Genomic DNA, 22,988 nt, shown 5'->3' on the forward strand with positions numbered 1-22,988 from the left:
AATGGCGCCCTTCCCTTTACAGCCTGAGCGGACTTCATGGCGTTGCCGACCCTGCGGATCATTGGTTTCATCATCGGCATCTTCCTGATCACCCTGGCGATCTTCATGGTCGTGCCCATGGCCACCCTGTTGGTCTTCGAGCGCACCCGCGACCTGCCGTCGTTCCTCTGGTCGAGCATGATTACCTTCGTCGCCGGCCTGGCGCTGGTGCTTCCCGGGCGCCCGGAACACATCCACCTGCGTCCGCGGGACATGTACCTGCTGACCGTCAGCAGCTGGCTGGTGGTGTGTATCTTCGCCGCCCTGCCCTTCCTGCTGACCCAGCACATCAGCTATACGGATTCGTTCTTCGAGAGCATGTCGGGCATCACCGCCACCGGCGCCACCGTCCTGAGCGGCCTGGACACCATGTCCCCGGGCATCCTGATGTGGCGCTCGCTGCTGCACTGGCTCGGCGGTATCGGCTTCATCGGCATGGCGGTGGCGATCCTGCCGCTGCTGCGCATCGGTGGCATGCGGCTGTTCCAGACCGAGTCGTCGGACCGCTCGGAAAAAGTCATGCCCCGGTCCCACATGGTGGCGCGGCTGATCGTGGCGTCCTACGTGGGCATCACCATCCTCGGCACCCTGGCGCTCTGGTGGGCTGGGATGAGCCTGTTCGATGCCATCAACCATTCGATGTCGGCGATCTCCACCGGCGGTTTCTCCACCTCGGACCTGTCCCTGGCCAAATGGACCCAGCCGGCGGTGCACTGGGTCGCCATCGTCATCATGATCCTCGGCAGCCTGCCGTTTGCCCTGTATGTCTCGACACTGCGCGGTAATCGCCGGGCGCTGATCAAGGACCAGCAGGTCCAGGGGCTCATCGGTGTGCTACTGGTGACTTGGCTGGTGCTCGGCACCTGGTATTGGGCGACCACCGACCTGCATTGGCTGGACGCGCTGCGGCACGTGGCGCTGAACGTGACGTCCATCGTCACTACCACCGGCTTCGCCCTGGGCGACTACAGCCTGTGGGGCAATTTCTCATTGATGCTGTTCTTCTACCTGGGGTTCGTCGGCGGCTGTTCGGGCTCGACGGCTGGCGGGATCAAGATTTTCCGCTTTCAGGTCGCCTACATCCTGCTTCGGGCCAACCTCAACCAACTGATCCACCCCCGTGCGGTGATCAAGCAGAAGTACAACGGTCATCGCCTCGACGAAGAAATCGTCCGCTCGATCCTCACGTTCTCGTTCTTCTTCGCCATCACCATCTGCGTGATCGCCCTGCTGCTGTCGCTGCTGGGCGTGGAGTGGATGACGGCCCTGACCGGCGCAGCCAGTACCGTGTCTGGCGTCGGCCCGGGGCTGGGGGAAACCATCGGGCCAGCCGGCAACTTCGCACCGCTGCCGGACGCGGCCAAGTGGATTCTGTCCGGGGGCATGCTGCTGGGCCGGCTGGAGATCATCACGGTGTTCGTGCTGTGTATCCCGGCGTTCTGGCGCCACTGACCGGTTCAGGCTCACTCGTCAATCGCGCCCGGTATTCGCCGGGCGTGGTGTCGAACCAGCGGCGAAAGGCCCGGAAAAAATTGCTCGGGTCGGCGAACCCCAGCAGATAGGCGATTTCCAGCAGCGTCATGCCTGGCTGCGCCAGGTACTGCTCGGCCAGTTCACGACGGGTGTCTTCAAGCAGGCTCTGGAAACTGGTGCCCTCTTCCTGCAAGCGCCGCTGCAAGGTGCGCTGCGACAGGTGCAAGGTCTGCGCCACCACGTCTCGCTTGGGTTCTCCCTGGGGCAACAGCCGACACAATACTTGTCGCGCCTTGTGGGTCACGCGGCTTTCCGAAAAACGCGCGAGGTACTCCCCGGCAAACCGGTCGTGAAGCTGTGCCATCGCTTCGTTGGCCGTCGGCAGCGGCGCCTCCATGTCGGCCCGCTCAAAGATCAGCGCGTCATAAGACGCGCCAAACACCAACGGCGCGCGGAAGGCTCGGTGATAAGGCGCCAGGTCCAACGGTTCCGCGCCCTGGAGCAACACCTTCACCGGGTGCAGAGTGCGCCCGGTCAACCAACTGCACAGGGCCAGCGCACATGCCAGGGACGCTTCGGCACTTTGACGGGTCGGGGGCAGATGGTCGCCATGCACCGTCAGGATCAGCCCGTAGCCATCTTCCAGCTGGCGAAAACTCAAATCGGCGCTTTCGGCAATGATCCGCTGGTAACGCACCAGCCGTTGGAAACCCTCCACCAGGGTGCGACTGGACATCAAGGCGTAGCCAACCACATGGAACGAGGCCGGGCGTACCAGCTTGCCCATGTTCAAGCCGATGGCCGGGTTACCCGACAACTCCACGGCCCGTTGCCAGAGCCGGGTCATCGAGTCCTGGGGGAAACGCGCGTCTGGATCTTCCAGCGCATCGAAGTCCAGCCCCAGTTGCTTGAACAGCACCCGACAATTGAGGCCGTCCATTTCCAACGCCTTGACAATCCCCATCGCCCAGCTTGAAGAAGTGGTTCGTTCGCTCATGACGTTTTACTTGCATGACGAGCCGCGGGGTACGGCTGGATTTGCGAAGGATAGCAGTGTCCGGTCTTATCAATAACGCCCCTTTTTGTACGAGCGGCTGTTGTTGTCAGGCAAGGCGCCACGACGAGTCATAGCCCGCTATGGCGAGGAGTGGCAACACAGCATGACGGCAACAGAAGCCGTCCAAAAGGGGCGTTATTGGTAAGACCGGACACTAGAGTGGCGCTGATTGTCACTGGCCGTAGCGATTGATGGTTCTAGACTTCAAGTATCAGAACAATAACCACAGAGCCAGCCGTCGTGGAAAACGCTAAACGATTCAATAGCTTCGCCGAGTTCTACCCGCATTACCTCAGCGAACACAGCAACAGCACCTGCCGGCGACTGCATTTCATCGGCACCTCCCTGGTCATCCTGGTGCTCGCCCTCGCTCTGGTCGTGGGTAACGGGTGGCTGTGGCTCGCCCTGCCCGTGGCCGGCTACGGCTTCGCCTGGGTCGGGCACTTCTTCTTCGAAAAGAACCGTCCCGCCACCTTCCAGCATCCGCTCTACAGCCTGCTCGGCGATTTCGTCATGTACCGTGACATGCTGCTGGGCAAGGTCGCGTTCTAATAAGGATTGCCGATGAGCAACCACGCGCGCTTTACCCACATGAAAGAAGGCACCCAACAAGACTGGGCGATCATCGCGGCCGACTTCAGCGCCTACGCGCGACAATTGCCGGCCCGGATCCTGGCCCACTTGAAACTGCTGGACGGCGATTTTGGCGGGTTCCCGGTGGATCGCCTGACTCATTCCCTGCAAACCGCCACCCGCGCCTACCGTGACGGGCGGGACGAGGAATACGTGGTCTGTGCCCTGCTCCACGACATCGGCGACACCTTGGGTTCGTATAACCACCCGGACATCGCTGCGGCGATCCTCAAGCCCTTCATCAGCGCAGAAAACCTGTGGATGGTGGAAAAGCACGGGATTTTCCAGGGCTATTACTTCTTCCATCACCTGGGCATGGACCGGCACCTGCGCGAGCAATTCAGTGGCCATCCGCAATACCAGGCGACCATTGAGTTCTGTGCGAAGTACGACGCGGCGGCATTCGATGCCGAATACGACACCCTGCCGTTGAGTTTCTTCGAGCCGATGCTGGAAAGGGTCTTTGCCACGCCGAAGCAATCGATCTACAAGGCGGCGATGGCTGACATACCGGCCTGACAGACACAGTGCCCCCTGTGGCGAGGGGATTTATCCCCTCGCCACAAAGGGTGTAAGACTCACGCAGGTTCGGCGACCTTTTCGGCCTTGAGCAACGCTTCGCGCGCCTGGGCTTCCGCCAACCGATACAACTCGATCGACCCATCCCAATGCTCGATCAGCGCCGTGCAGGATTCGACCCAATCACCACAATTGAGGTATTCCACCTCACCCACCCTGCGCATCTCGGCGTGGTGGATATGCCCACAGACCACGCCATGCAGTTCGCGCTTCACACACTCGTGGGCGATGGCTTCTTCGAAATCGCTGATGAAGCTGACGGCAGTCTTGACCTTGTGCTTGAGGTACGCCGACAACGACCAGTAGCCGTAGCCATAACGGGCCCGCCAATGGTTGAGCCAGCGGTTCAGCGTGAGGGTGAACTCGTAGGCCGAATCCCCGAGGAACGCCAGCCAGCGGTGGTAACGGGTGATGACATCGAACTGGTCGCCATGGATCACCAACAAGTGTCGACCATCGGCGGTGACGTGCACCGCTTCGTCCACCAACTGGATATTGCCCAGGATCAGCTTCGAATAGCGCCGCAGGAATTCGTCATGGTTGCCGGTAACGTAGATCACTTCGGTGCCGCGCTTGCTCATGGTCAGCAAGCGACGAATGACGTTGGTGTGGGCCTGGGGCCAATACATGCCACCGCGCAGTTTCCAACCATCGATGATGTCACCCACCAGGTAGATCTTGTCGGCGTGGTAGCCCTTGAGAAACTGCGACAAGTGCTCGGCCTGGCAATCCCGGGTGCCCAAGTGCACATCGGAAATCCACAGGGTGCGAACACGCTGCTTGCGGCTGGGTTTGGCGAGCTCGGCGCTGGTCATTGGGCAACCCTCTGATCGTTTTCGCCACTGTGCACGCCGGCGGTTAATGACCCATGACAAACACAAGTCCATTACATGACAGCGCGGGGCGGTGTGCCCTCGGTGTATGCTGGCGGCCTGACACGGGAGACCGCGATGAGACCGATCCTCACGCTACGCCACTACAGCCACGACTTGATTGTCCACAGCCACGACCACGCGCAACTGGTGTTCGGCTTGTCCGGCGCGCTGGATTTCGAAGTCGAAGGGCGTGGCAGCCAGGTGGTGCAACAGAGTTTCGTGGTAGTACCCGCCGGCGCCCATCATGCCTGCGGCAGTCCCCAGGGCAGTCGCTGCCTGGTGCTGGATGTGCCCAGTGACGATTGGGTCGGGCAATGCCTGGGGGATCACGCCGACGCCAGCCGACGCTTGCTCGACGACACCGCTCGCCTGCCCCTGGACGCGGGACAAAGCCAGTTGGTCAGTTGGCTGGCGGGCAGCCCGGTGGACGACCCGGTGATCGCCCAGCAAGGCGCGGTGCTGCTACTGGCAAGTCTCAATGGCGTTCGCCAGCGCCCCCTCGGTGGCCGGCGCCTGCCCTACGCCGCGCTCAACGCCCACATCGACCAGAACGCCGCCTACCCGCTGCAAGTGGCGGACCTGGCACGGGTCGCCGGCCTTTCCAGCGCCCGCCTGCATGCGCGCTTCATCGCCGAGTGCGGACAAACCCCGATGGAGTACATCCGCAGCCGCCGCTTGCACCAGGCCGTGGCGTTGTTGCGCGAGTCGGACCTGCCCATCGGCGAGATCGCCCACCGGGTCGGCTACAACTCCCAGAGTGCTTTCGCCGCGGCGGTGCTGCGGGAGTTCGGCGCCTCGCCGGGCAAGCTGCGGCGTCAGCGCTAGATGCGCGCTAAAAATCGCTAGGATCGCGACAGACACAGCCGCCTCACCCACGCTTAAATACTGACATCCGTGACGCGGCGGTCCTGTGGGAGCTTGCTCCGGACGGCAATCCGACGATTGCTATCTGTCAGTCAATATCTGCATTGCCTGAACCACCGCTTTCGCGAGCAAGCTCGCTCCCACAGAAGACACTCGCCAGTTGCCCCACTGTCTGTTGAAAGGATTGAAATGACACCCCGTACCGCCCTCGGCGCCCTGCACATTGGTGCACTCATGTTTGGCCTGACCGGTGTCTTTGGCAAACTCGCCGCGGCTTCGCCTGCGGTCATCGTGTTCGGGCGCGCTGTCTTCGCCGTGCTGGCCCTGGCGGCGTTCGCCCGGTTCGCCAGCAGCAGTCGCTGGCGGAAACTGCGGGCACAGGATGGCCGGCGATTGCTGCTGGGCGGCCTGTTGCTGGCCGGGCATTGGGTAAGTTTTTTCATCGCCGTGAAGGTGGCCGGCGTGGCGATCGCCACGTTGGGGTTCGCCAGTTTCCCGGCCTTCACGGTATTGCTCGAGGGGCTGATCTTCCGCGAGCGGATTCGCGCCAATGAAATCTGGCTGGTGGTGCTGGTGAGCGTCGGCCTGGTGTTGGTCACGCCGAACTTCGACCTGGCCAGCGGTGCCACCACCGGCCTGCTGTGGGCCGTGTCTTCGGGGCTGTTGTTTGCCCTGTTGTCATTGACCAACCGTGCCGGCTCCGCGCATGTACCGCCCGTGCAGGCCGCGCTGTGCCAGAACGTAGTGGTCGGGTTGTGCCTGTTGCCGATGGCCACGCCACAACTGAGTGACGTTCGCCCCCTCGACTGGTTGTGGATCGGCTTGCTCGGCGTGTTCTGCACCGGCCTGGCCCACAGCCTGTTCGTCGCCAGCCTGGCGGTGATCAAGGCCCGCACGGCGGCGGTGGTCTTCGCCATGGAACCGGTCTACGGCATCGCCATGGCCTGGTGGCTGTTCGACGAACGCCCGACGCTGCGCATGCTGCTGGGCGGCGTGGTGATCATCGCGGCCATCGTGATCTCGAGCCAGTTGGGCGGCTCGAAGAAACCGGGTGTCGGTGCCCAAGCCGCGTCTCACTGAACCCGGTCGTTGTGGCCCAGGTCCCGCTCCGGGTCGATCCGGTCGCGAACCCGCTGCTTGAGGACCTTGGCCTCGGGAAAACCGCCATCGGCCTTGCGCTCCCAGATTTGCGCACCGTCGCAACTGATGTGGAACACACCGCCGGTGCCCGGCACCAGGGACACTTTGCCCAGGTCGTCGCCGAAGGTGCTGAGCAGTTCCTGGGCCAGCCAGGCGGCGCGCAGCAGCCATTGGCACTGGGTGCAATAGGTGATGACAACTTCGGGCTTGTGCTCGGTCATTGCGGGTGAACTCCTGGGTTCGAAGACGTCGTTATAATACCTGCCTTTGATCGCCCGCCCCGAGATAGACGATGCGCCGCCTGCTCCCCCTCCTGCTTCTGCTGCTGTTGCCCCTGCCCGGCCATGCCAACGAGCCCGCCGTCGAAGCGCCACGCCCGAAAATCGGCCTGGTGCTGTCCGGCGGCGCGGCGCGGGGCCTGGCCCACATCGGCGTGCTCAAGGCCCTGGAGGAGCAAGGCATCAAGATCGATGCCATCGCCGGCACCAGCATGGGCGCGGTGATCGGCGGGCTGTATGCCTCGGGCTACAAGATCGACGAACTGGAAAAGCTCGCCCTGGGCATCGACTGGCAACAGGCCTTGTCCGATGCGCCGCCACGCAAGGACGTGCCGTTCCGGCGCAAGCAGGATGACCGCGACTTCCTGGTGAAACAGAAACTGAGCTTTCGTGACGACGGCAGCCTCGGCCTGCCCTTGGGGGTCATCCAGGGCCAGAACCTGGCCCTGCTGCTCGAAAGCCTGCTGGCCCACGCCAGCGACACGCGGGACTTCGACAAACTGCCGATCCCGTTTCGCGCCGTCGCCACCGACATCGCCACAGGCGAAAAAGTCGTCTTCCGCAAAGGCCACCTGCCCAAGGTCATTCGCGCCAGCATGTCGATCCCAGCGGTGTTCGCCCCGGTGGAGCTGGACGGCCGGCTGCTGGTGGACGGCGGCATGGCCGACAATATCCCGCTGGATGTGGCCCGGGACATGGGCGTGGACGTAGCCATCGTGGTCGACATCGGCACGCCGCTGCGCACCCGCAAGCAACTGGTCACGGTGGTCGACGTGCTGAACCAGTCGACCACCCTGATGACCCGGCGCAACTCTGAAGAACAACTGGCCACCCTGAAAAAAAGCGACGTATTGATCCAGCCGGCCCTGGCGAGCTTCGGCTCCACCGACTTCGGCCGGGCCCGGGACATGATCGACGCCGGCTATCGCGCCACCCGGATACTCGAGGCACGCCTGGCCCCGCTACGCCCACCCGAGGCGCCCGACGCCGAACTCATGGCCGCCCGCGCGCCCAGCGAACGCACGCCGGTTATCACCGCCATTCGCGTAGAGAACGACTCGAAAGTCGGCGATGATGTGATTCGCTACTACATTCGCCAGCAGATCGGCGAGCCGCTGGACCTGGGCCGCCTGCAGACCGACATGGGCACGCTGTACGGCCTGGACTACTTCGAACAGGTGCAATACCGCGTGGTCCACAAGGGCCCGGACCACACCTTGGTGATCAGCGCCCGGGGCCGACGCACCGGCACCGACTACCTGCGGCTGGGGCTGAGCCTGTCGGACGATATGCGCGGCGACAGCGCTTTCAACCTGGGGGCCAGCTATCGGGTCAACGGCATCAATCGCCTGGGCGCCGAGTGGCTGACCCGGGCGCAGATCGGCGACAGGCAGGAGCTGTACAGCGAGTTCTACCAGCCATTGGACGTCGGTTCGCGCTACTTCATTGCCCCCTATGGGCAATTCGAATCGCGCAATGTGGAATCCATCCTGGACAACGATCCGGTGGCCCAGTATCGCGTCGAACGTTATGGCTTCGGGCTCAACGTGGGCCGCCAGATCGGCAACAGCGGCGAAATCCGCTTCGGTGTCGGCCAGGCCTGGGGCAAGGCCGATGTGCGCATCGGCGACCACGACCAGCCCAGCGAGAATTTCAACGAAGGTTTCTACGAGCTCAAGTATTCGTTCGACTCCCTCGACAGCGTGTACTTCCCCCATGAAGGGGAAGACATCGGCCTGAGCTGGCGCCAATACGAACCGGGGCTGGGCTCCGACCAGCGCTACCGCCAGTGGGAATTCAAACTGGACAAGGCGCTTAGCAGCGGCCCGGACACTTTCATCCTGGGCGGACGCTACGGTCGCACCCTGGACACCGCGCAGATCGTGACCTCCAGCTATGTGCTCGGTGGCGCGCGGCAATTGTCGGGCTTTCGCGAAGATGGGGTGTCCGGACAGAACATGAGCCTGATGCGTGCCGTGTATTACCGCCGCCTCACACCGCGGGCCTACCTGCCATTGGATTTCCCGTTGTACATCGGCGGCTCGTTGGAACGCGGCCGGGCCTGGAACAACGATAACGAATTCGACAGTGGCTACATCAACGCCGCCAGCATTTTCCTCGGTTTCGATACACCGCTGGGGCCATTGAACTTCAGCTATGGCTTCAACGACGACGATGAACAGGCGGTGTACCTGAACCTGGGGCAGACGTTTTGAGGGGCTGGGTGTTTGCCTGGGCTGGATTGATCATCTGAAAGGCCTTATCGCGAGCAAGCTCGCTCCCACATGGGGGCGCAGACTCCTGTGGGAGCGAGCTTGCTCGCGATGAGGCCAGCCGCTACAAACCTCGATGGCGCTTAGCGAATTCCCGCCAGCAGTACCCGGGCGGTCTGCTTGAGGGGTTCGTCACCTTCTTCGAGCAATTCTTCAAGCAGGGTGACGGCGGTCTTCAGGTCGCCATCGTCGATGCAGTTCTGTGCCTGTTCCAGCTTGACCGAATGTTCCGGGGCCTGGGGTTCAAGGGACAGGGTGTCCAGGGAAACAGGTTCAAGGGCCAGCGGCTCAAATTCCAGTGCCTGTTTTTCATCGGCAAAGCCATCGAGGAAATCATCGTCCAGCGACTCGGTTTCCAGGGGCGCTTCCCATTGCAACTCCGATTCGTCGAAACCTGAAAGCGACAAGCCCTCGACACTGTTGTCGGCCAGGGGCGTTGCACGTTTTTCTTCGGCGAGGGTGTCCTGGCCATCCGCCAGGTCCCAACTGGTGTCCATGGACAGTGCATCCAGATCCAGCTCGAACTCATCACTGGGTGCCTGTTCACGTTCAGGCGCAAGAACCGGGACCTGGGGTTGCGCCTGTTCCACTATCGGCGCGGTGATCAAGGCAACCTTGGGATAGCGCCCGCGGATATCCTCCAGCGTCCCGGCATCGACGCCTTGTGCCAGCAGATGATGTTCCTGGGCCTGGAAACCGATGACATCGCCCTGCTTGCCCAATACCTCCAACAACTTGAGGCCCAGGTCGGTGCGTTCCGGTTCGGCCAGCAAGGCCGCGCGCAACAGCCCGGCGGCCTCGGTGAAACGGCCGTAGGTCAGGTAGATCCCGACGCCCTCCAGCACATCCCCCTGGGGCGCATCACCGTTATTGAACGAGTTCGCAGCCTCGGATGGCTCCGTGTCGGGGATGGACGCAAAGGTTTCGTCACCCTTCTCCAGCATCGGCTCGGGGCGCTCGGTTATCGGCTCCAACTCGTCCCGCTGCTGGCGACGCCGAATGAACAGTAACAATGCGAGCAATGCCAACAAGGCCACCAGCCCCGCCACCCATGTCCAATCGATGCCCTCTGGCTCTGCAACCGGTTCGGTCACGGGGGAGGCGTCCGGAGCCGGCTCCGACGCAGGCTGCGCCGGTTGCGGTTGCGCCGACGCAACGGGGGCTGGAGTCTCGGCCAGCCGGGTCTGCAATTCGCTGATCTGCTTGCGCTGGCCGGCGATTTCCTCGTCCTGGGCCTGGAGCCGCGCCTGCAGAGCCTCGATGGTCTTCTGTTGCTCCTGGTTCTGCAGCACGCTGGCGGCCAACTGCTCATCGGACGCGGCGGAGGCCTGGCCAGGGGTGGATGCAGCCGCTGTCGGCAGCACGGCCGAGTCGGGCAATAACAGGCGCTGGCCGATGGAGAGCCGGTCACTGCCGGGATTCAGGGCCTGGATCCCTTGCATCAACTCGTTGACCGACGCGTTGCTGCCGGCATCATGCAGGCGCTGGGCAATCACCCAGGGGTTGTCTCCCTGCACGACCGTGTAACGCTTGCCCTGTACCGCCGGAGGCGGCTTGATGGCCGGGGTGGCCTGGCTCGGCGTCGCAGGCTGCGAGACCGTCGACGGTTCGTCGCGGGCCGGCACGATACCCGGTGAGCCCGGTGGGTCGATCAGCACGGTGTATTCGCGCAGCAGGCGCCCATTGGGCTGATTGAGCTGCACCAGGAAATTGAGAAAGGGTTCTTCCACCGGTTTGCTGGACGTCACCCGAATGAAGCTGCGTTCACCACGCAATACTGGCGTAAAGCGCAGGTTGCTGAGAAAGAACACCCGCTCCACACCCGCACGACTGAAGTCGTCCGGGCTCGCCAGGCTGGCCGACAGATCCCCTTCACCGATCCCGGCCACATCGACCAGGGCGATATCGGCGCGCAACGGCTGGTTCAGGGCGGAATGGAGCGTGATCTCGCCAAGGCCCAGCGCTGACGCCAAGGCCGGAAACCCCAGGGCACCCACGACGATCGACACGTTGACCCAACTGCGCAACGTGGACTGCAAACTTACAAGCATGGGCATCCCTTTCGATTACCAGAACCAACCGCAGCGTAAACGCTTCCATTAGGAACGCTTACTACTGGTTATAGTTCGCTAACCGGCGAATCTCAAAAGTCCGACGCCAGGGATCTGCCTCAGGATTTTTCCAGGTTAGCCAGGATCGTGCCGTGAACCCGCATGCACACACGCATGTCCGCCTCGTCGACACCTTCGAACAGCTCCCGCCGCAATTGGGTGGCAATGGTTTCGATCTGTTCGATCAACGGTAGGGCCGGTGCACAGAGCACGATTTTCTTGGCCCGACGGTCTTCGGCCACCGCCTGGCGCTGCACCAGCCCCTGGGTCTCCAGGCTGTCGAGCAACCGGGCCAGGGTCGGGCCTTCGACGGCGACACTCTGGGCCAGTTCGCGCTGGGTCGGCGCCTGTTCGAAACGGGCCAGGTGCAGCAGCACCAGCCAGCGCGCCTGGGACAGGCCCAGCCCCGCCAGGCGGCGGTCCAGTTCGGCGCGCCAGCCTCGAGACATTTGCGCCAACTGCATGCCAAAACGGTGTTGATCGGTTAACGGCATAAAAAACTCATCAGATCTGAAATAGAGAAAAACTAATTATTAGTCAGCTAAGCATGAGCTTTGGATTCAAGCAAGGTTCGCCTTGTACTGAATCGTTAAAGGAGCGCAACTCACTGATCAGACTTCAAATTCCGACTGCAACGCAGCCCTGACGCAATACAGCACACCTTCGGGCACCCGTCCGACAAACAGCGCGGCAACTTCGGACACCGGCGGTAACTCGCCTTCGCCGTCCAGGAATGCGTCCTGTACCTCGCCCATCAGTTCCTCGGGCAAATCCAGTGCCTGTTCCAGGGACAACTGCTGTTTGCCGATGGCCTCGGCCAGCATCGTGTAGACGTTTTTCTCCGAGCACTGCAATTGCCCGGCGATCTGCAACGGGGTCATGCCGGCCCGGGCCAGCGTGATGAGCTCGTGGCGCACATCGGCCACCGCTTTCGGCGCTTCGCCCTCGCCCCCCAGGACTTGGAGGAAGGCTTCGCCATAACGCTCCAGCTTGCGTGCCCCCACGCCGCTGACCCGGGCCATTTCCGCCAGGGAGGTGGGCTGGCTGCGGAGCATTTCCAGCAGCGTCGAATCGGGGAAGATGACGTACGGTGGCACGCCGTGTTCCTCGGCCAGCTTGCGACGCAAGGCGCGCAAGGCTTCCCATTGATCGCGCTCTTCGCCACGGACCAATTGGCTGGCCTGGCTCTTGCTGCTCTTGATCGCCGTGGCCGGCTTGAGGTCGCGGCGCAGTTCGAGGGTCACCTCGCCCTTGAGCAAGGGCCGGCAGGTTTCGGACAAGCGCAGGCCGCCGTAGCCTTCCAGGTCAATGTCTGCCAGGCCGCGGGCCACCAGTTGTCGGAACAATGAGCGCCATTCACTCTCGGAGCGCGCCTTGCCCACGCCGAACACCGAGAGGTGCTGGTGGCCGAAGTTGCGGACCTTCTCGTTGTCCTTGCCCAGCAACACGTCCACCAGGTGCCCGACGCCATAGCGCTGGCCGGTGCGAAAAATCGCCGACAAGGCCTGGCGGGCCGGTTCGGTGGCGTCCCAGGTTTCCACGCCATCGACACAGTTGTCGCAGTGCCCGCAAGGCTGGGGCATGTCTTCGTCGAAATAGGCCAGCAGGGTCTGGCGACGGCAGCGGGTTTCTTCGCACAACGAGAGCATGGCGTCGAGCTTGTGCTGCTCCAGGCGCTTGTGGCGCTCATCGCCTTCGGAGTTCTGCAGCATCTGCTTGAGCATCACCACGTCTTGCAGGCCGTAGGCCATCCAGGCGTCGGCCGGCAAGCCATCACGGCCGGCACGCCCGGTTTCCTGGTAGTACGCCTCGAGGGACTTGGGCAAGTCCAGGTGTGCGACAAACCGCACGTTGGGCTTGTCGATGCCCATGCCGAACGCCACGGTGGCCACCATGATCAGGCCTTCCTCGTTGAGGAAGCGCTTCTGGTGGTAGGCCCGCAGGTCGTTGGGCAGGCCGGCGTGATACGGCAACGCCGGGAACCCCTGTTCACACAGGAACGCCGCCACTTCATCGACCTTTTTGCGCGACAGGCAATAGACGATGCCGGCATCGCTGCGGCGCTCGGCGAGGAACGCCAGCAGTTGCTTGCGTGGCTGCTCCTTGGGCACGATGCGGTAGAAAATGTTGGGACGGTCGAAGCTGGACAGGAACCGCTCGGCATTCTGCAAGTGCAGGCGCTCGACGATTTCCTCGCGGGTGCGTTTGTCGGCGGTGGCGGTCAGGGCGATGCGCGGCACGTCGGGAAACAGTTCCGCCAATTGCCCCAGCTGCAGGTATTCACGGCGGAAATCGTGGCCCCATTGAGATACGCAGTGGGCTTCGTCGATGGCGAACAGGGCGATTTCCAGGCTCTGCAGGAACGCCAGCATGCGCGGCTGCACCAGGCGTTCCGGGGCCAGGTACAACATTTTCACTTCGCCGCGCTTGATCCGCGTCGCCAGGTCCCGCTGCTGCTCGGCACTGAGGGTGGAGTTCAGCGAAGCGGCGGCAACCCCCAGTTCCTCGAGGGTCGCGACCTGGTCGTCCATCAGCGCGATCAGCGGCGAAACCACCACCGCCAGGCCGTTGCGCAGCAGCGCCGGCACCTGGAAGCACAAGGATTTGCCGCCGCCGGTGGGCATGAGCACCAAGGCATCGCCACCGTTGGCCACGCGCTCAATAATGGCACCCTGGCGGCCACGGAAACTGTCGTAGCCGAAGATGTCCTTGAGGACGCGTTGAGCCTGTTCGAGCATAGAAACTCCAAAAATCACCGAAACATCCCTGCAAGGCTGGTTCAGAATCGCAAACGCCGCACCGGCAAATCGTAAGTGCGCGTTTCGAACCGGCGGGACGCCGCAGGGCATCACAAAACGCGGCAGTATACCCGAGGCCTTCGCTGCGAAGGGCGCTGCTGACAAGAGGTGCGTGCGGCTGGGATGGCCAACACATGGCTTGTGTTGTCACAAGCCCCTGTGGGAGCGAGCTTGCTCGCGATAGCGGTGGGTCATTTTGAGAAGATGTGGAATGTAACGCCCTCATCGCGAGCAAGCTCGCTCCCACATTTGCTTTGCACTTGTGTCCACCCCCGGGCCTCCAAGAGGCAAATACGCCACGCGGCTGGCCTGTACGCTCAAGAAGGCCTAGAATTCCCGCATTGTTTATTCCCCAAGGTAGCCCGTAATGTCCTTCGCTGAGCAACTGACCCGCCTGCAAGTCTTCCTCGACGCCGATGAGCTGCACGAGGAAGCGCTGGACTACGTGGCCGCTCACGGCTACCTGACCGCCCTGTCGATCTGCGCCGAAACGGTGCCGGATCGTGAGTGGATCGACGCCCTGTTCGCCGAGGAGCCGCATTACAGCGACGAAGCCCAGCGCGCCGAAATCGAAGCCACCCTGGTCGGCCTCAAGGCCCATATCGCCCGTCAGCTGGCTTCCGACGAAGAATTCGAATTGCCATGCGAACTGGACCTGGGCGATGACCCGGACGATTCGGAGCTGCGTGGCTGGTGCATCGGTTTCATGGAAGGCGTGTTCCTGCGCGAAGCCGCCTGGTTCGAAACCGCCGAAGAGGAAGTCAGCGAAATGCTGCTGCCGATCATGGTGGGTTCCGGCCTGTTCGACGAACAACCGGAATTTTCCGACATCGCCGCCGACGCGAACCTGATGGACGACATGATCGTCCAGATCCCCGAAGCCCTCACCGCCCTGTACCTGCTGTGCAACGCCCCGGACGAGAAACCGGCGATCCTCAAGCCTCGCCACCACTGAGTGACCGGGTGCCCTCGCCAGTTGGCAATCGCCCGCTGATCCTGCGTTACGCTCTACTGGCCATCGGCTGGCTGAGCGTGGTGCTGGGAGTCATCGGCATTTTCGTTCCCGTATTGCCCACCACCCCCTTCCTGCTGCTGGCCGCGGCCTGCTTCGCCCGCAGTTCGCCGCGCTTCTACCGATGGCTGGTCGAACATCCCCGCCTCGGCCCGTGGATCAGCGATTACCTTAGCGGCAACGGCATCCCCCTCAAGGGCAAGGTCTATGCCATCGGATTGATGTGGGCGAGCATTCTCTTTTCCTGCTACTTGGTGCCCCTGCCGTGGGCGCGAGGATTCATGCTCACCAGTGCGGTGCTCGTGACGGTGTACATCCTCAGACAGAAAACGCTGCGCAAACCTTGAAAAGTGGCCTTCGCATCCCGGCGAATCACTGTTTCAGGCATGTTTCGCACTCAATCCTTGGCCTCCCGTTCGTCCTGAATCGACCTCACCTGTAAGTTCTGACAGTAGCCAGTCTCCCCGCCCTGGCGTGTGATAACCGTGCCAAAGCGGCTCACGCCCCGTCACCTGCCAGGAGAATCCGATGGATATCCAATCCTCCACCTTGGACGAATTATTCGTCCTGTACCCTGTGATCATTCCGGGTTGGGTCACGCCAGTGAAACCGACGGAGCTCGCCGATGGAGGTATCCCCAAAAGCCTTTACGACGACCAGCCTCGGGGGCTCGAATGCTTGATTGACCCGTTGGTGGAGATGCAGCGTCACGCCTGGGCGCTGGAGGCTTGGGATCGAGTCGACCTGTATGTCAATGACGACACCACGCCCGTCGCAGGCGATACCGTCCAGCCGGGGGAAGAACAAAACCGCATGCGCCTGCATATCCCCCATGGACGCTTGATCGATGGGGTCAACAGGCTGCACTACATCGTGACCCGCCCCAGTGATAACTCATCACGGCCCTCCAGGGACCTGTTCGTGCTGTATCACCTGCGGGCACCAGGTGACCCTGCGCCAGAAGGCCTGGATCTGTTGATCCCATCCGATGTTGTCCGCGACGGGGTCAGCGCCGAGCGGGCGGCGCAGGGCGTGGAGTTCGGCTTCGACTACACCCACCGACGGGACTACGACCAGATTCGCTTTCTGCTGGGCAATGCGACGGTTGAATGGGAAATCACCGACAGTTCGATACCGGTGGTGAAAACCCTGTTCACCGACACCTTCCAACAAGCGGGCGACAACCCCAACACGCTGGCGGAGTTCGTGGTTTTCGATCAGTTGGGCAACTTCAATCGGTCGCCTACCAAACGTTTGGATATTCATCTGAACAGTGTGCTAACGCCCCCAGCCCTCGACAGCGTAAAAGACGCCGACGATGAAGAAATCTCCGATGGAGGACGGACAACTAGCACCACGCTGAAATTATCAGGTCATGCACACAAGGGAAAAGAAATCGAGGTCTACGATGGAAGCGGAGCCAGTGCGGTTCCCATGGGCAGGGCGACAGCCGATACGACAACGGGTGAATGGACGAAAGAAATAATCGTCCAGGTGGGTCCACACCGCCTGTACGCAAAATCGCTTTACCACAGCACAAACGTGTATTCGAACGTGCGCACCCTTACTACGGTACGTCCATTGTCCATTGATCAATCCGAAATGAAGCTCAATCGTCTCAACTATTACAACGCTCCGTGGCCACGGAGGCAGCCCGAAGTCATCGATAACGAGCAGCGCTTGGCCAGCGATGGAATACCTCCATACACCTACACCTCCAGCAATCCCGACGTTGCAACTGTCAACATAGGAACGGGGATAGTTCAAGGACTGCGCAACGGGACCTCGACCATTACAGTAACAGACAGCGATGGGCAGACGGCCTCGTACGATGTCAGGGTCTCGCGTAAATACGAAATCGTCGTCAATGGGGGGCCTCTCAACGCCATCCAGGCTTACGACTGGCTATTGAGTATCAACTTCATATACGACGCCGATTATGAATTCGCTTACCACAACATAGCTGACGTCTTTCAGGTCCCGGCAAACTGGACGAACTTATGGCTGGGTTCGTCAGCAATAGGTCGAGCCACCTACTACCGGTACCTTGAAATCCAGCTAAAGCGGACCAACGCCGTCATTGATCCCTATCGTTCCGACGTTACTCAAGCATTGGGTTTTCGATCATGAGAATTATCGGAATTGGAAGAAGGTCGCCGACCTGAGTCCCCAGGGCGTCAGGCCCTGGCGTGCCCCTACCTACCCATTCCTGAATGAACACGGTGGGTTTTGTCGTTCCAGCTCACCTTGCGTGGGGACCCACTTCACCGAGTGATCACTCAACATCAGCCCGTCGCTAACCGCTCATCCTAAACCTGATCCACCTGTAAGTTCTGACAGTAGGCAGTTGCTTCGGTCTGGCGTGTGATAACCCTACCCAAGCGGCTAACGCCCCATCACCTGCCAGGAGAACCCGATGGATATCCAATCTTCCACCCTGGACGATTTATTCGAGCTGTTTCCTGTGATCATTCCAGGTTGGATCACACCAGTGAAACCGGCTGGCATCGCTGATGGGGGTATCCCCAAAAGCCTTTACGACGACCAGCCTCGGGGGCTCGAATGCTTGATTGACCCGTTGGTGGAGATGCAGCGTCACGCCTGGGCGCTGGAGGCTTGGGATCGAGTCGACCTGTATGTCAATGACGACACCACGCCCGTCGCAGGCGATACCGTCCAGCCGGGGGAAGAACAAAACCGCATGCGCCTGCATATCCCCCATGGACGCTTGATCAATGGGGTCAACAGGCTGCACTACATCGTGACCCGCCCCAGCGATAACTCATCACGGCCCTCCAGGGACCTGTTCGTGCTGTATCACCTGCGGGCGCCAGGTGACCCTGCACCAGAAGGCCTGGACCTGTTGATCCCACTCGATGTTGTCCGCGACGGGGTCAGCGCCGAGCGGGCGGCGCAAGGCGTGGAGTTCGGCTTCGACTACACCCACCAACGGGACTACGACCAGATTCGCTTTCTGCTGGGCAATGCGACGGTTGAATGGGAAATCACCGACAGTTCGATACCGGTGGTGAAAACCCTGTTCACCGACACCTTCCAACAAGCGGGCGACAACCCCAACACGCTGGCGGAGTTCGTGGTTTTCGATCAGTTGGGCAACTTCAACCGGTCGCCCACCAAACGTTTGGATATTCATCTTGGCCAGCCGGCAGAGCTGCTTCCACCGACCATTGATGAAGCCTTGGGCGACCAACTCGACCCTGCCAATACACCCAACGGCGCCACGGTGCGGATACCGGCGGAGGTTAACCTGCTGGAGGGCGACTCCGGCGAAGTGCGCTGGGTAGGGCTACCAGGAGCCGGCAGCATCAACGTGCCGTTTACCATTTCGGCCAGCGAGGCGGGGCAGTCCAAGACCGTACCCGTGCCGAAGTCGGTAGTAGAGGCGAATATTGATCAGACCATCACGCTGGACTACACGTTGCGGCGCCAGGGCGGGTCGCCTCTCCCTTCCGATCCGGCTGTCTATGACATACGGCGGCAGGTGGGTTCTGGACAGTTGTTGGTCATGGGCGCGCGTAGCGTGTTTTTCAAACATTGGGTCACCAGCGAGATACGCCAGCTGACAGCATTGGACAAAACGACACGCAAGCCGCGTGAGGCATTGTGGCAGTACGAAGGGGACAGTGAGAGTGTGAGCGCAAGCCACTTCCCGGACACCCACCCCTCGAAACTACTGCACGTACGCAGCGGTAATGATTGGGTCCGTATCAACCCCGTTAATGTCTTCAGCAATGGTAACAATGTGTACACCGACCACACGGCGCCCTATGCCGCTTTTGTGGCTCGCCGTGACAGTGGTCATTTGGTTGGATGGGGCATGGCCGTGTATGGCGGTGACATCCCGTCGACCATCAGGACCTTCACCGACATTGTCGAGGTTGCTGGCTCAGCCTTTTCCTTTGCAGCATTGCGCGCCAATGGCCATGTGGTCGCCTGGGGCAGCCTGGGGCACGGTGGAGAGGTACCGGAGGCAATCGCCAGGCTCAAAGATTTCGATGCGGTATACGCTAACTCTTACGGATTTGCGGCGCGTCGCACCAATGGCAGGTTGGTTGCCTGGGGTGATGAAAGATTTGGTGGCGTGCTGCCAGGGCCTATCGAGGCGCTGGCTGACATTGATGAAGTCACAGGCGGCCATTGGGCTTTTGCTGCACGCCGTACCCATGGTCAAGTGGTCGCCTGGGGCCATCCTGAAACAGGCGGCACGGTGCCGAACGCCCCCCAATACAACAACGTTGAGAGGATCATAGGCTCTGCCGCAGCTTTCGCAGCACTGCGAACCGACGGCAGTGTGGTCGCGTGGGGTCATGCCAGCGGGGGCGGCGAAGTGCCGCGCGACATCGCCACGCTCGACGACATCATCGACGTATCCGCCACCCATGTGGACGCTAATGCCGATCGTGACCAAGGCGCCTTTGCCGCACGCCGGGCCAACGGGCACGTGGTCGCGTGGGGCCATCCATCCCTGGGTGGATCAGTACCCCGGGATATCGCCGAGCTGAACAACATCTTGCAACTGACATCCAGCTCGGGGGCCTTTGCTGCGTTACTGACCGACGGACATGTCGTCGCCTGGGGCCATCCGGAATATGGCGCGGCGGTGCCCGGGCCAATCCTCACACTTGATAACATCGTGCAAGTGACCTCCACGCAAGGCGCTTTTGCCGCACTGCTGGCCGACGGCACAGTCGTGGCATGGGGGCTTGCGGCTTGGGGCGGCGACACTCGGGCGGTGGCTGATCAGCTATTCGACGTCAGGGCTGTCTACTCCAACAATCAGGCATTTACGGCGCTGACAAACGACGGGCGAGTCGTCACCTGGGGCTTGGCCGATGCTGGCGGCAACAGCGACGCCGTCCAGAACCAATTGCGCGGTCAAGTTTCCTACTACGCCACCCCAGCATCGCGCGGTGCCGCGCTCACGCTTCAGGCCCGCAGCCTGGAAAGTGGAAGCAGTTGAAAAAAATCAGCGACTGAGCCGGTGAGGCGCCCTGTGCGCCTATCGCGTGGATGCCCTCAGACATACAAACCTTGATGAGGGTCGCCCTCGCACGCTTTGCCAGCCGTAGGCGACAGCTGCGCTGTCGAGCGGGAGCAAGCGCCCTCGCCACAGCGAGCTGCTCCGAGCCCATCAGGGTGTCCATCAGCCAGTTTCACACCGACCACTCGTCTTAAACCCGTCCTCACCTGTTAGCTCTGACAGTAGCCAGTTTCCCCGCCCTGGCGTGTGATAACCGAGCCAAAGCGGCTCACGTCCCGTCACCTGCCAGGAGAAGCCAATGGATATCCAATCCTCCACCTTGGACGAATTATTCGTCCTGTACCCTGTGATCATTCCGCGTTGGATTCCCAAGAGCCTTTACGACGACCAGCCTCAGGGCCTGAGGTGCCTGATTGACCCTTGGACGGAGCTTAAGCGTCATTCCTGGACAATGGCGGCGGATGATCGCGCTGACTTATATGTCAATGACGATCCCACTCCTGTCGCTGGCAAAACCGTAGAATCGGGGCAGGAACAAGATCGCATCACCTTGCACATTCCTAATGGGCATTTGATTCACGGGGTCAACAGGCTGCATTACAAAGTGACCCGCCCCAGTGAAAATGCCGTGCCCTCCAGGGACCTATTCGTCCTGTATCACCTGCGGGCACCGGGTGACCCAGCGCCAGACGGCCTGGATCTGGTGATCCCGCTCGATGTCGTCCGCGATGGGGTCAGCGCCGAGCGGGCGGCGCAGGGTGTGGAGTTTGGTTTTGCCTATACCTACCCGCGAAACTACGACCGCATCAACTTTCTGCTGGGGGATGTGACCGTCCCGTTCGAGGTAGCCGACGCTTCGACACCCGTAGTGAAGACCTTGTTTACCGACACCTTCCAACAGGTGGGTGATAACGCCAATACATTGATCGAATACCGGGTGACCGACCAATTGGGCAACGCCAATCAGTCCCCCATCAAGCGTTTGGATATTCATCTTGGCCGGCCGTTGGAGCTGCTTCCCCCGACCATTGACCAAGCCCTGGGCAACCAACTCGACCCTGCTGACACGCCCAACGGCGCCACGGTGCGGATACCGGCGGAGGTTAATCTGCTGGAGGGCGATTCCGGCGAAGTACGCTGGGTAGGGCTCCCAGGGGCCGGCAGCATCAACGTGCCGTTTACCATTTCGGCCAGCGAGGAGGGTCAGTCCAAGACCGTTCCCGTGCCAAAGTCCGTGGTAGAGGCGAATGTCGATCAGACCATCACACTGGACTACACGTTGCGCCGTCAGGGCGGGTTGCCTCTACCCTCGGAACCGGCGGCCTATGACATACGGCGGCAAGTAGGCTCCGGACGGTTGCTGGTCATGGGCGCGCGCGGCACTTCGAACGCCCTGCACTGGACGACGGTGGCAAGCAGCCGCTTGCTTACCGCGTTGAACGCCGTTACACAGCAGCCGCTTGAAGCGCTATGGCAGTACGAAGGCGACAGCGGCGACCCGATCCGAAGTGCCGTATTCCATGACAAGCAGCCCTGGCGGTTACTGCATGTGCGCACCAGCGAGGATGAGGTCCGTGTCAATCCCGCCAATCTGTTTGGATGCGGCAACTTTAAAATCCACGACCCCTCGCAAGCATGGGGCGCTTTCATCGCTCGCCGGAACCAAGGCAACCTGATTGGGTGGGGGGTGCCAGGGCACGGCGGCGCCGTTCCGTCGACCATTGCGACACTCACCGACATCGTCGGCGTTGCTCACGCGGCCTATGCCTTCGCCGCATGGCGAGCTAACGGTCGTGTGGTGGCTTGGGGCTGGGAGGAGCGAGGCGGTGTCGTACCGGCGGCGATCAGCAATCTTACCGATATCGTCGAAGTGGTTGGGACCGGACATGCCTTTGCTGCGCGGCGGGCGACGGGCCACCTAGTGGCGTGGGGAGACGTGATCGCGGGGGGCGTAATTCCAGCGGAGATTGCCCTGCTGGATGACTTTGAAGAAGTGGCCGCTTCAGCACACGCTTTTGCCGCGCGGCGAGCCAATGGCACCGTGGTGGCATGGGGAAGGCCGGACCTGGGGGGAGCGGTGCCGGGCGATATCGCCTCGCTCAACGATATTGTGGAACTGAGCAACGCCTACTATGTCTTTGCAGCACGGCGAGCCAATGGATCCGTAGTGGCTTGGGGAACTGAACCGAACGCCGGCGGCACGGTGCCAGCGGCTATTGCGACACTCACTGACATTGTCGAAGTGGTTGGCGCGAGTACGGCACTTGCCGCCCGACGATCCAATGGATCGGTGGTGGCGTGGGGAAATGCGAACAGCGGCGGAGCCATTCCGGCACCCATTGCGACGCTCAACGACATCATCCAGGTAGTCTCTACATCTGAATCCTTTGCCGCTCTCAGGGCCAGCGGCCATGTGGTGACCTGGGGGAGTTCGGACTATGGAGCGCCGGTGCCTGCCACCATCGGAGTTTTCGACGACATCGTTCAGATTGCAGCCACTGCCGCAGCATTTGCCGCATTGCGCCGCAACGGCACTGTAGTGGCATGGGGTAATGAAATGTGGGGAGGCGCGGTGAACGTGAATGACCTGACGAATGTACGGGCTCTTTACGCCAACAGTCAGGCCTTTGTCGCGCTCACGAGCGATGGGCGAGTAGTCACCTGGGGCCTTGCCGACGCTGGGGGTAACAGCGACTCGGTCCAGGGACAACTACGCGGTCAGATCTCCTATTACGCAACCCCCGCGTCGCGCGGCGCCGCGCTCAAGCGCCAAGCACGCAGCGAGGGCCCATAGGCGACTGGAGCGGGCTAACGACGGAACTGCGCCAGCCGGCGCGAGGCATAGAGCATCACC

17 protein-coding genes are annotated in these 22,988 nt (G+C 61.7%); 11 read left to right on the forward strand and 6 right to left on the reverse strand.

Going from position 1 to position 22,988, the window contains the following annotated elements; translation table 11 throughout:
• Window positions 1-36: 36 nt before the first annotated feature.
• Window positions 37-1,491 (forward strand): TrkH family potassium uptake protein, encoded by a 1,455-nt coding sequence (locus BLO80_RS19715; RefSeq protein ID WP_060738671.1) that lies wholly within the window; start codon window positions 37-39, stop codon window positions 1,489-1,491.
• On the opposite strand, the gene BLO80_RS19720 is transcribed toward BLO80_RS19715, so the two are convergent.
• On the reverse strand, window positions 1,448-2,509 hold the full coding sequence (locus tag BLO80_RS19720) for an AraC family transcriptional regulator (RefSeq protein WP_092331724.1): 1,062 nt from the start codon (window positions 2,507-2,509) through the stop codon (window positions 1,448-1,450). The genes BLO80_RS19715 and BLO80_RS19720 overlap by 44 nt on opposite strands.
• 300 nt (window positions 2,510-2,809) lie before the next feature.
• On the opposite strand from BLO80_RS19720, the gene BLO80_RS19725 reads away from it, so the two are divergent.
• Window positions 2,810-3,121 carry an Mpo1-like protein gene (locus BLO80_RS19725; RefSeq protein WP_092331721.1) on the forward strand — a complete coding sequence of 104 codons (312 nt, stop codon included), beginning with the start codon at window positions 2,810-2,812 and terminating at the stop codon, window positions 3,119-3,121.
• A 12-nt stretch (window positions 3,122-3,133) separates the two neighbouring features.
• Complete coding sequence (locus BLO80_RS19730) at window positions 3,134-3,721, forward strand: HD domain-containing protein (protein ID WP_092331718.1); 588 nt, start codon at window positions 3,134-3,136, stop codon at window positions 3,719-3,721.
• A gap of 59 nt (window positions 3,722-3,780) precedes the next feature.
• Here the strand turns inward: BLO80_RS19730 and BLO80_RS19735 are convergent, their stop codons facing one another.
• The gene (locus BLO80_RS19735) at window positions 3,781-4,596 is read right to left on the reverse strand and encodes a UDP-2,3-diacylglucosamine diphosphatase (protein WP_092331716.1); all 816 of its coding nucleotides are present in this window, start codon (window positions 4,594-4,596) and stop codon (window positions 3,781-3,783) included.
• A gap of 135 nt (window positions 4,597-4,731) precedes the next feature.
• Between BLO80_RS19735 and BLO80_RS19740 the strand changes: the two genes are divergently transcribed.
• Window positions 4,732-5,481 (forward strand): helix-turn-helix transcriptional regulator, encoded by a 750-nt coding sequence (locus BLO80_RS19740; RefSeq protein WP_092204516.1) that lies wholly within the window; start codon window positions 4,732-4,734, stop codon window positions 5,479-5,481.
• A 228-nt stretch (window positions 5,482-5,709) separates the two neighbouring features.
• Window positions 5,710-6,600 (forward strand): DMT family transporter, encoded by an 891-nt coding sequence (locus BLO80_RS19745; RefSeq protein WP_092331713.1) that lies wholly within the window; start codon window positions 5,710-5,712, stop codon window positions 6,598-6,600.
• Here BLO80_RS19745 and BLO80_RS19750 read toward each other — a convergent pair.
• Window positions 6,594-6,881: an Rdx family protein gene (locus BLO80_RS19750; RefSeq protein WP_060738678.1), complete on the reverse strand. Its 288-nt coding sequence runs from the start codon at window positions 6,879-6,881 to the stop codon at window positions 6,594-6,596. The genes BLO80_RS19745 and BLO80_RS19750 overlap by 7 nt on opposite strands.
• A gap of 71 nt (window positions 6,882-6,952) precedes the next feature.
• Here BLO80_RS19750 and BLO80_RS19755 point away from each other — a divergent pair, with 71 nt between their 5' ends.
• On the forward strand, window positions 6,953-9,154 hold the full coding sequence (locus tag BLO80_RS19755; RefSeq protein ID WP_092331710.1) for a patatin-like phospholipase family protein: 2,202 nt from the start codon (window positions 6,953-6,955) through the stop codon (window positions 9,152-9,154).
• Window positions 9,155-9,294: 140 nt separating this feature from the next.
• Here the strand turns inward: BLO80_RS19755 and BLO80_RS19760 are convergent, their stop codons facing one another.
• From BLO80_RS19760 to recQ, 3 genes are all read right to left on the reverse strand, one after another.
• On the reverse strand, window positions 9,295-11,262 hold the full coding sequence (locus BLO80_RS19760; protein ID WP_092331708.1) for a FimV/HubP family polar landmark protein: 1,968 nt from the start codon (window positions 11,260-11,262) through the stop codon (window positions 9,295-9,297).
• 119 nt (window positions 11,263-11,381) lie between these two features.
• Complete coding sequence (locus BLO80_RS19765) at window positions 11,382-11,816, reverse strand: MarR family transcriptional regulator (RefSeq protein WP_003199001.1); 435 nt, start codon at window positions 11,814-11,816, stop codon at window positions 11,382-11,384.
• A 117-nt stretch (window positions 11,817-11,933) separates the two neighbouring features.
• Window positions 11,934-14,060: a DNA helicase RecQ gene (recQ, locus tag BLO80_RS19770; protein ID WP_092331705.1), complete on the reverse strand. Its 2,127-nt coding sequence runs from the start codon at window positions 14,058-14,060 to the stop codon at window positions 11,934-11,936.
• 427 nt (window positions 14,061-14,487) lie between these two features.
• On the opposite strand from recQ, the gene BLO80_RS19775 reads away from it, so the two are divergent.
• The 5 genes from BLO80_RS19775 (at window position 14,488) to BLO80_RS30335 (ending at window position 22,928) form a co-directional block, all read left to right on the forward strand.
• Window positions 14,488-15,075 carry a UPF0149 family protein gene (locus BLO80_RS19775; RefSeq protein ID WP_060738682.1) on the forward strand — a complete coding sequence of 196 codons (588 nt, stop codon included), beginning with the start codon at window positions 14,488-14,490 and terminating at the stop codon, window positions 15,073-15,075.
• Between the two features lie 8 nt (window positions 15,076-15,083).
• Complete coding sequence (locus tag BLO80_RS19780; protein WP_092331702.1) at window positions 15,084-15,479, forward strand: YbaN family protein; 396 nt, start codon at window positions 15,084-15,086, stop codon at window positions 15,477-15,479.
• 181 nt (window positions 15,480-15,660) lie between these two features.
• Entirely contained in the window at window positions 15,661-17,262 is a 1,602-nt protein-coding gene (locus tag BLO80_RS19785) for an Ig-like domain-containing protein (RefSeq protein WP_092340961.1), read from the forward strand.
• Between the two features lie 286 nt (window positions 17,263-17,548).
• Window positions 17,549-20,113 carry an RCC1 domain-containing protein gene (locus tag BLO80_RS19790; RefSeq protein ID WP_092331697.1) on the forward strand — a complete coding sequence of 855 codons (2,565 nt, stop codon included), beginning with the start codon at window positions 17,549-17,551 and terminating at the stop codon, window positions 20,111-20,113.
• A 319-nt stretch (window positions 20,114-20,432) separates the two neighbouring features.
• Entirely contained in the window at window positions 20,433-22,928 is a 2,496-nt protein-coding gene (locus BLO80_RS30335) for an RCC1 domain-containing protein (protein WP_256574223.1), read from the forward strand.
• Window positions 22,929-22,988 lie beyond the last annotated feature (60 nt).

This window comes from Pseudomonas sp. NFACC56-3 (genome assembly GCF_900100025.1).
Lineage (GTDB): Bacteria > Pseudomonadota > Gammaproteobacteria > Pseudomonadales > Pseudomonadaceae > Aquipseudomonas > Aquipseudomonas fluorescens_AA.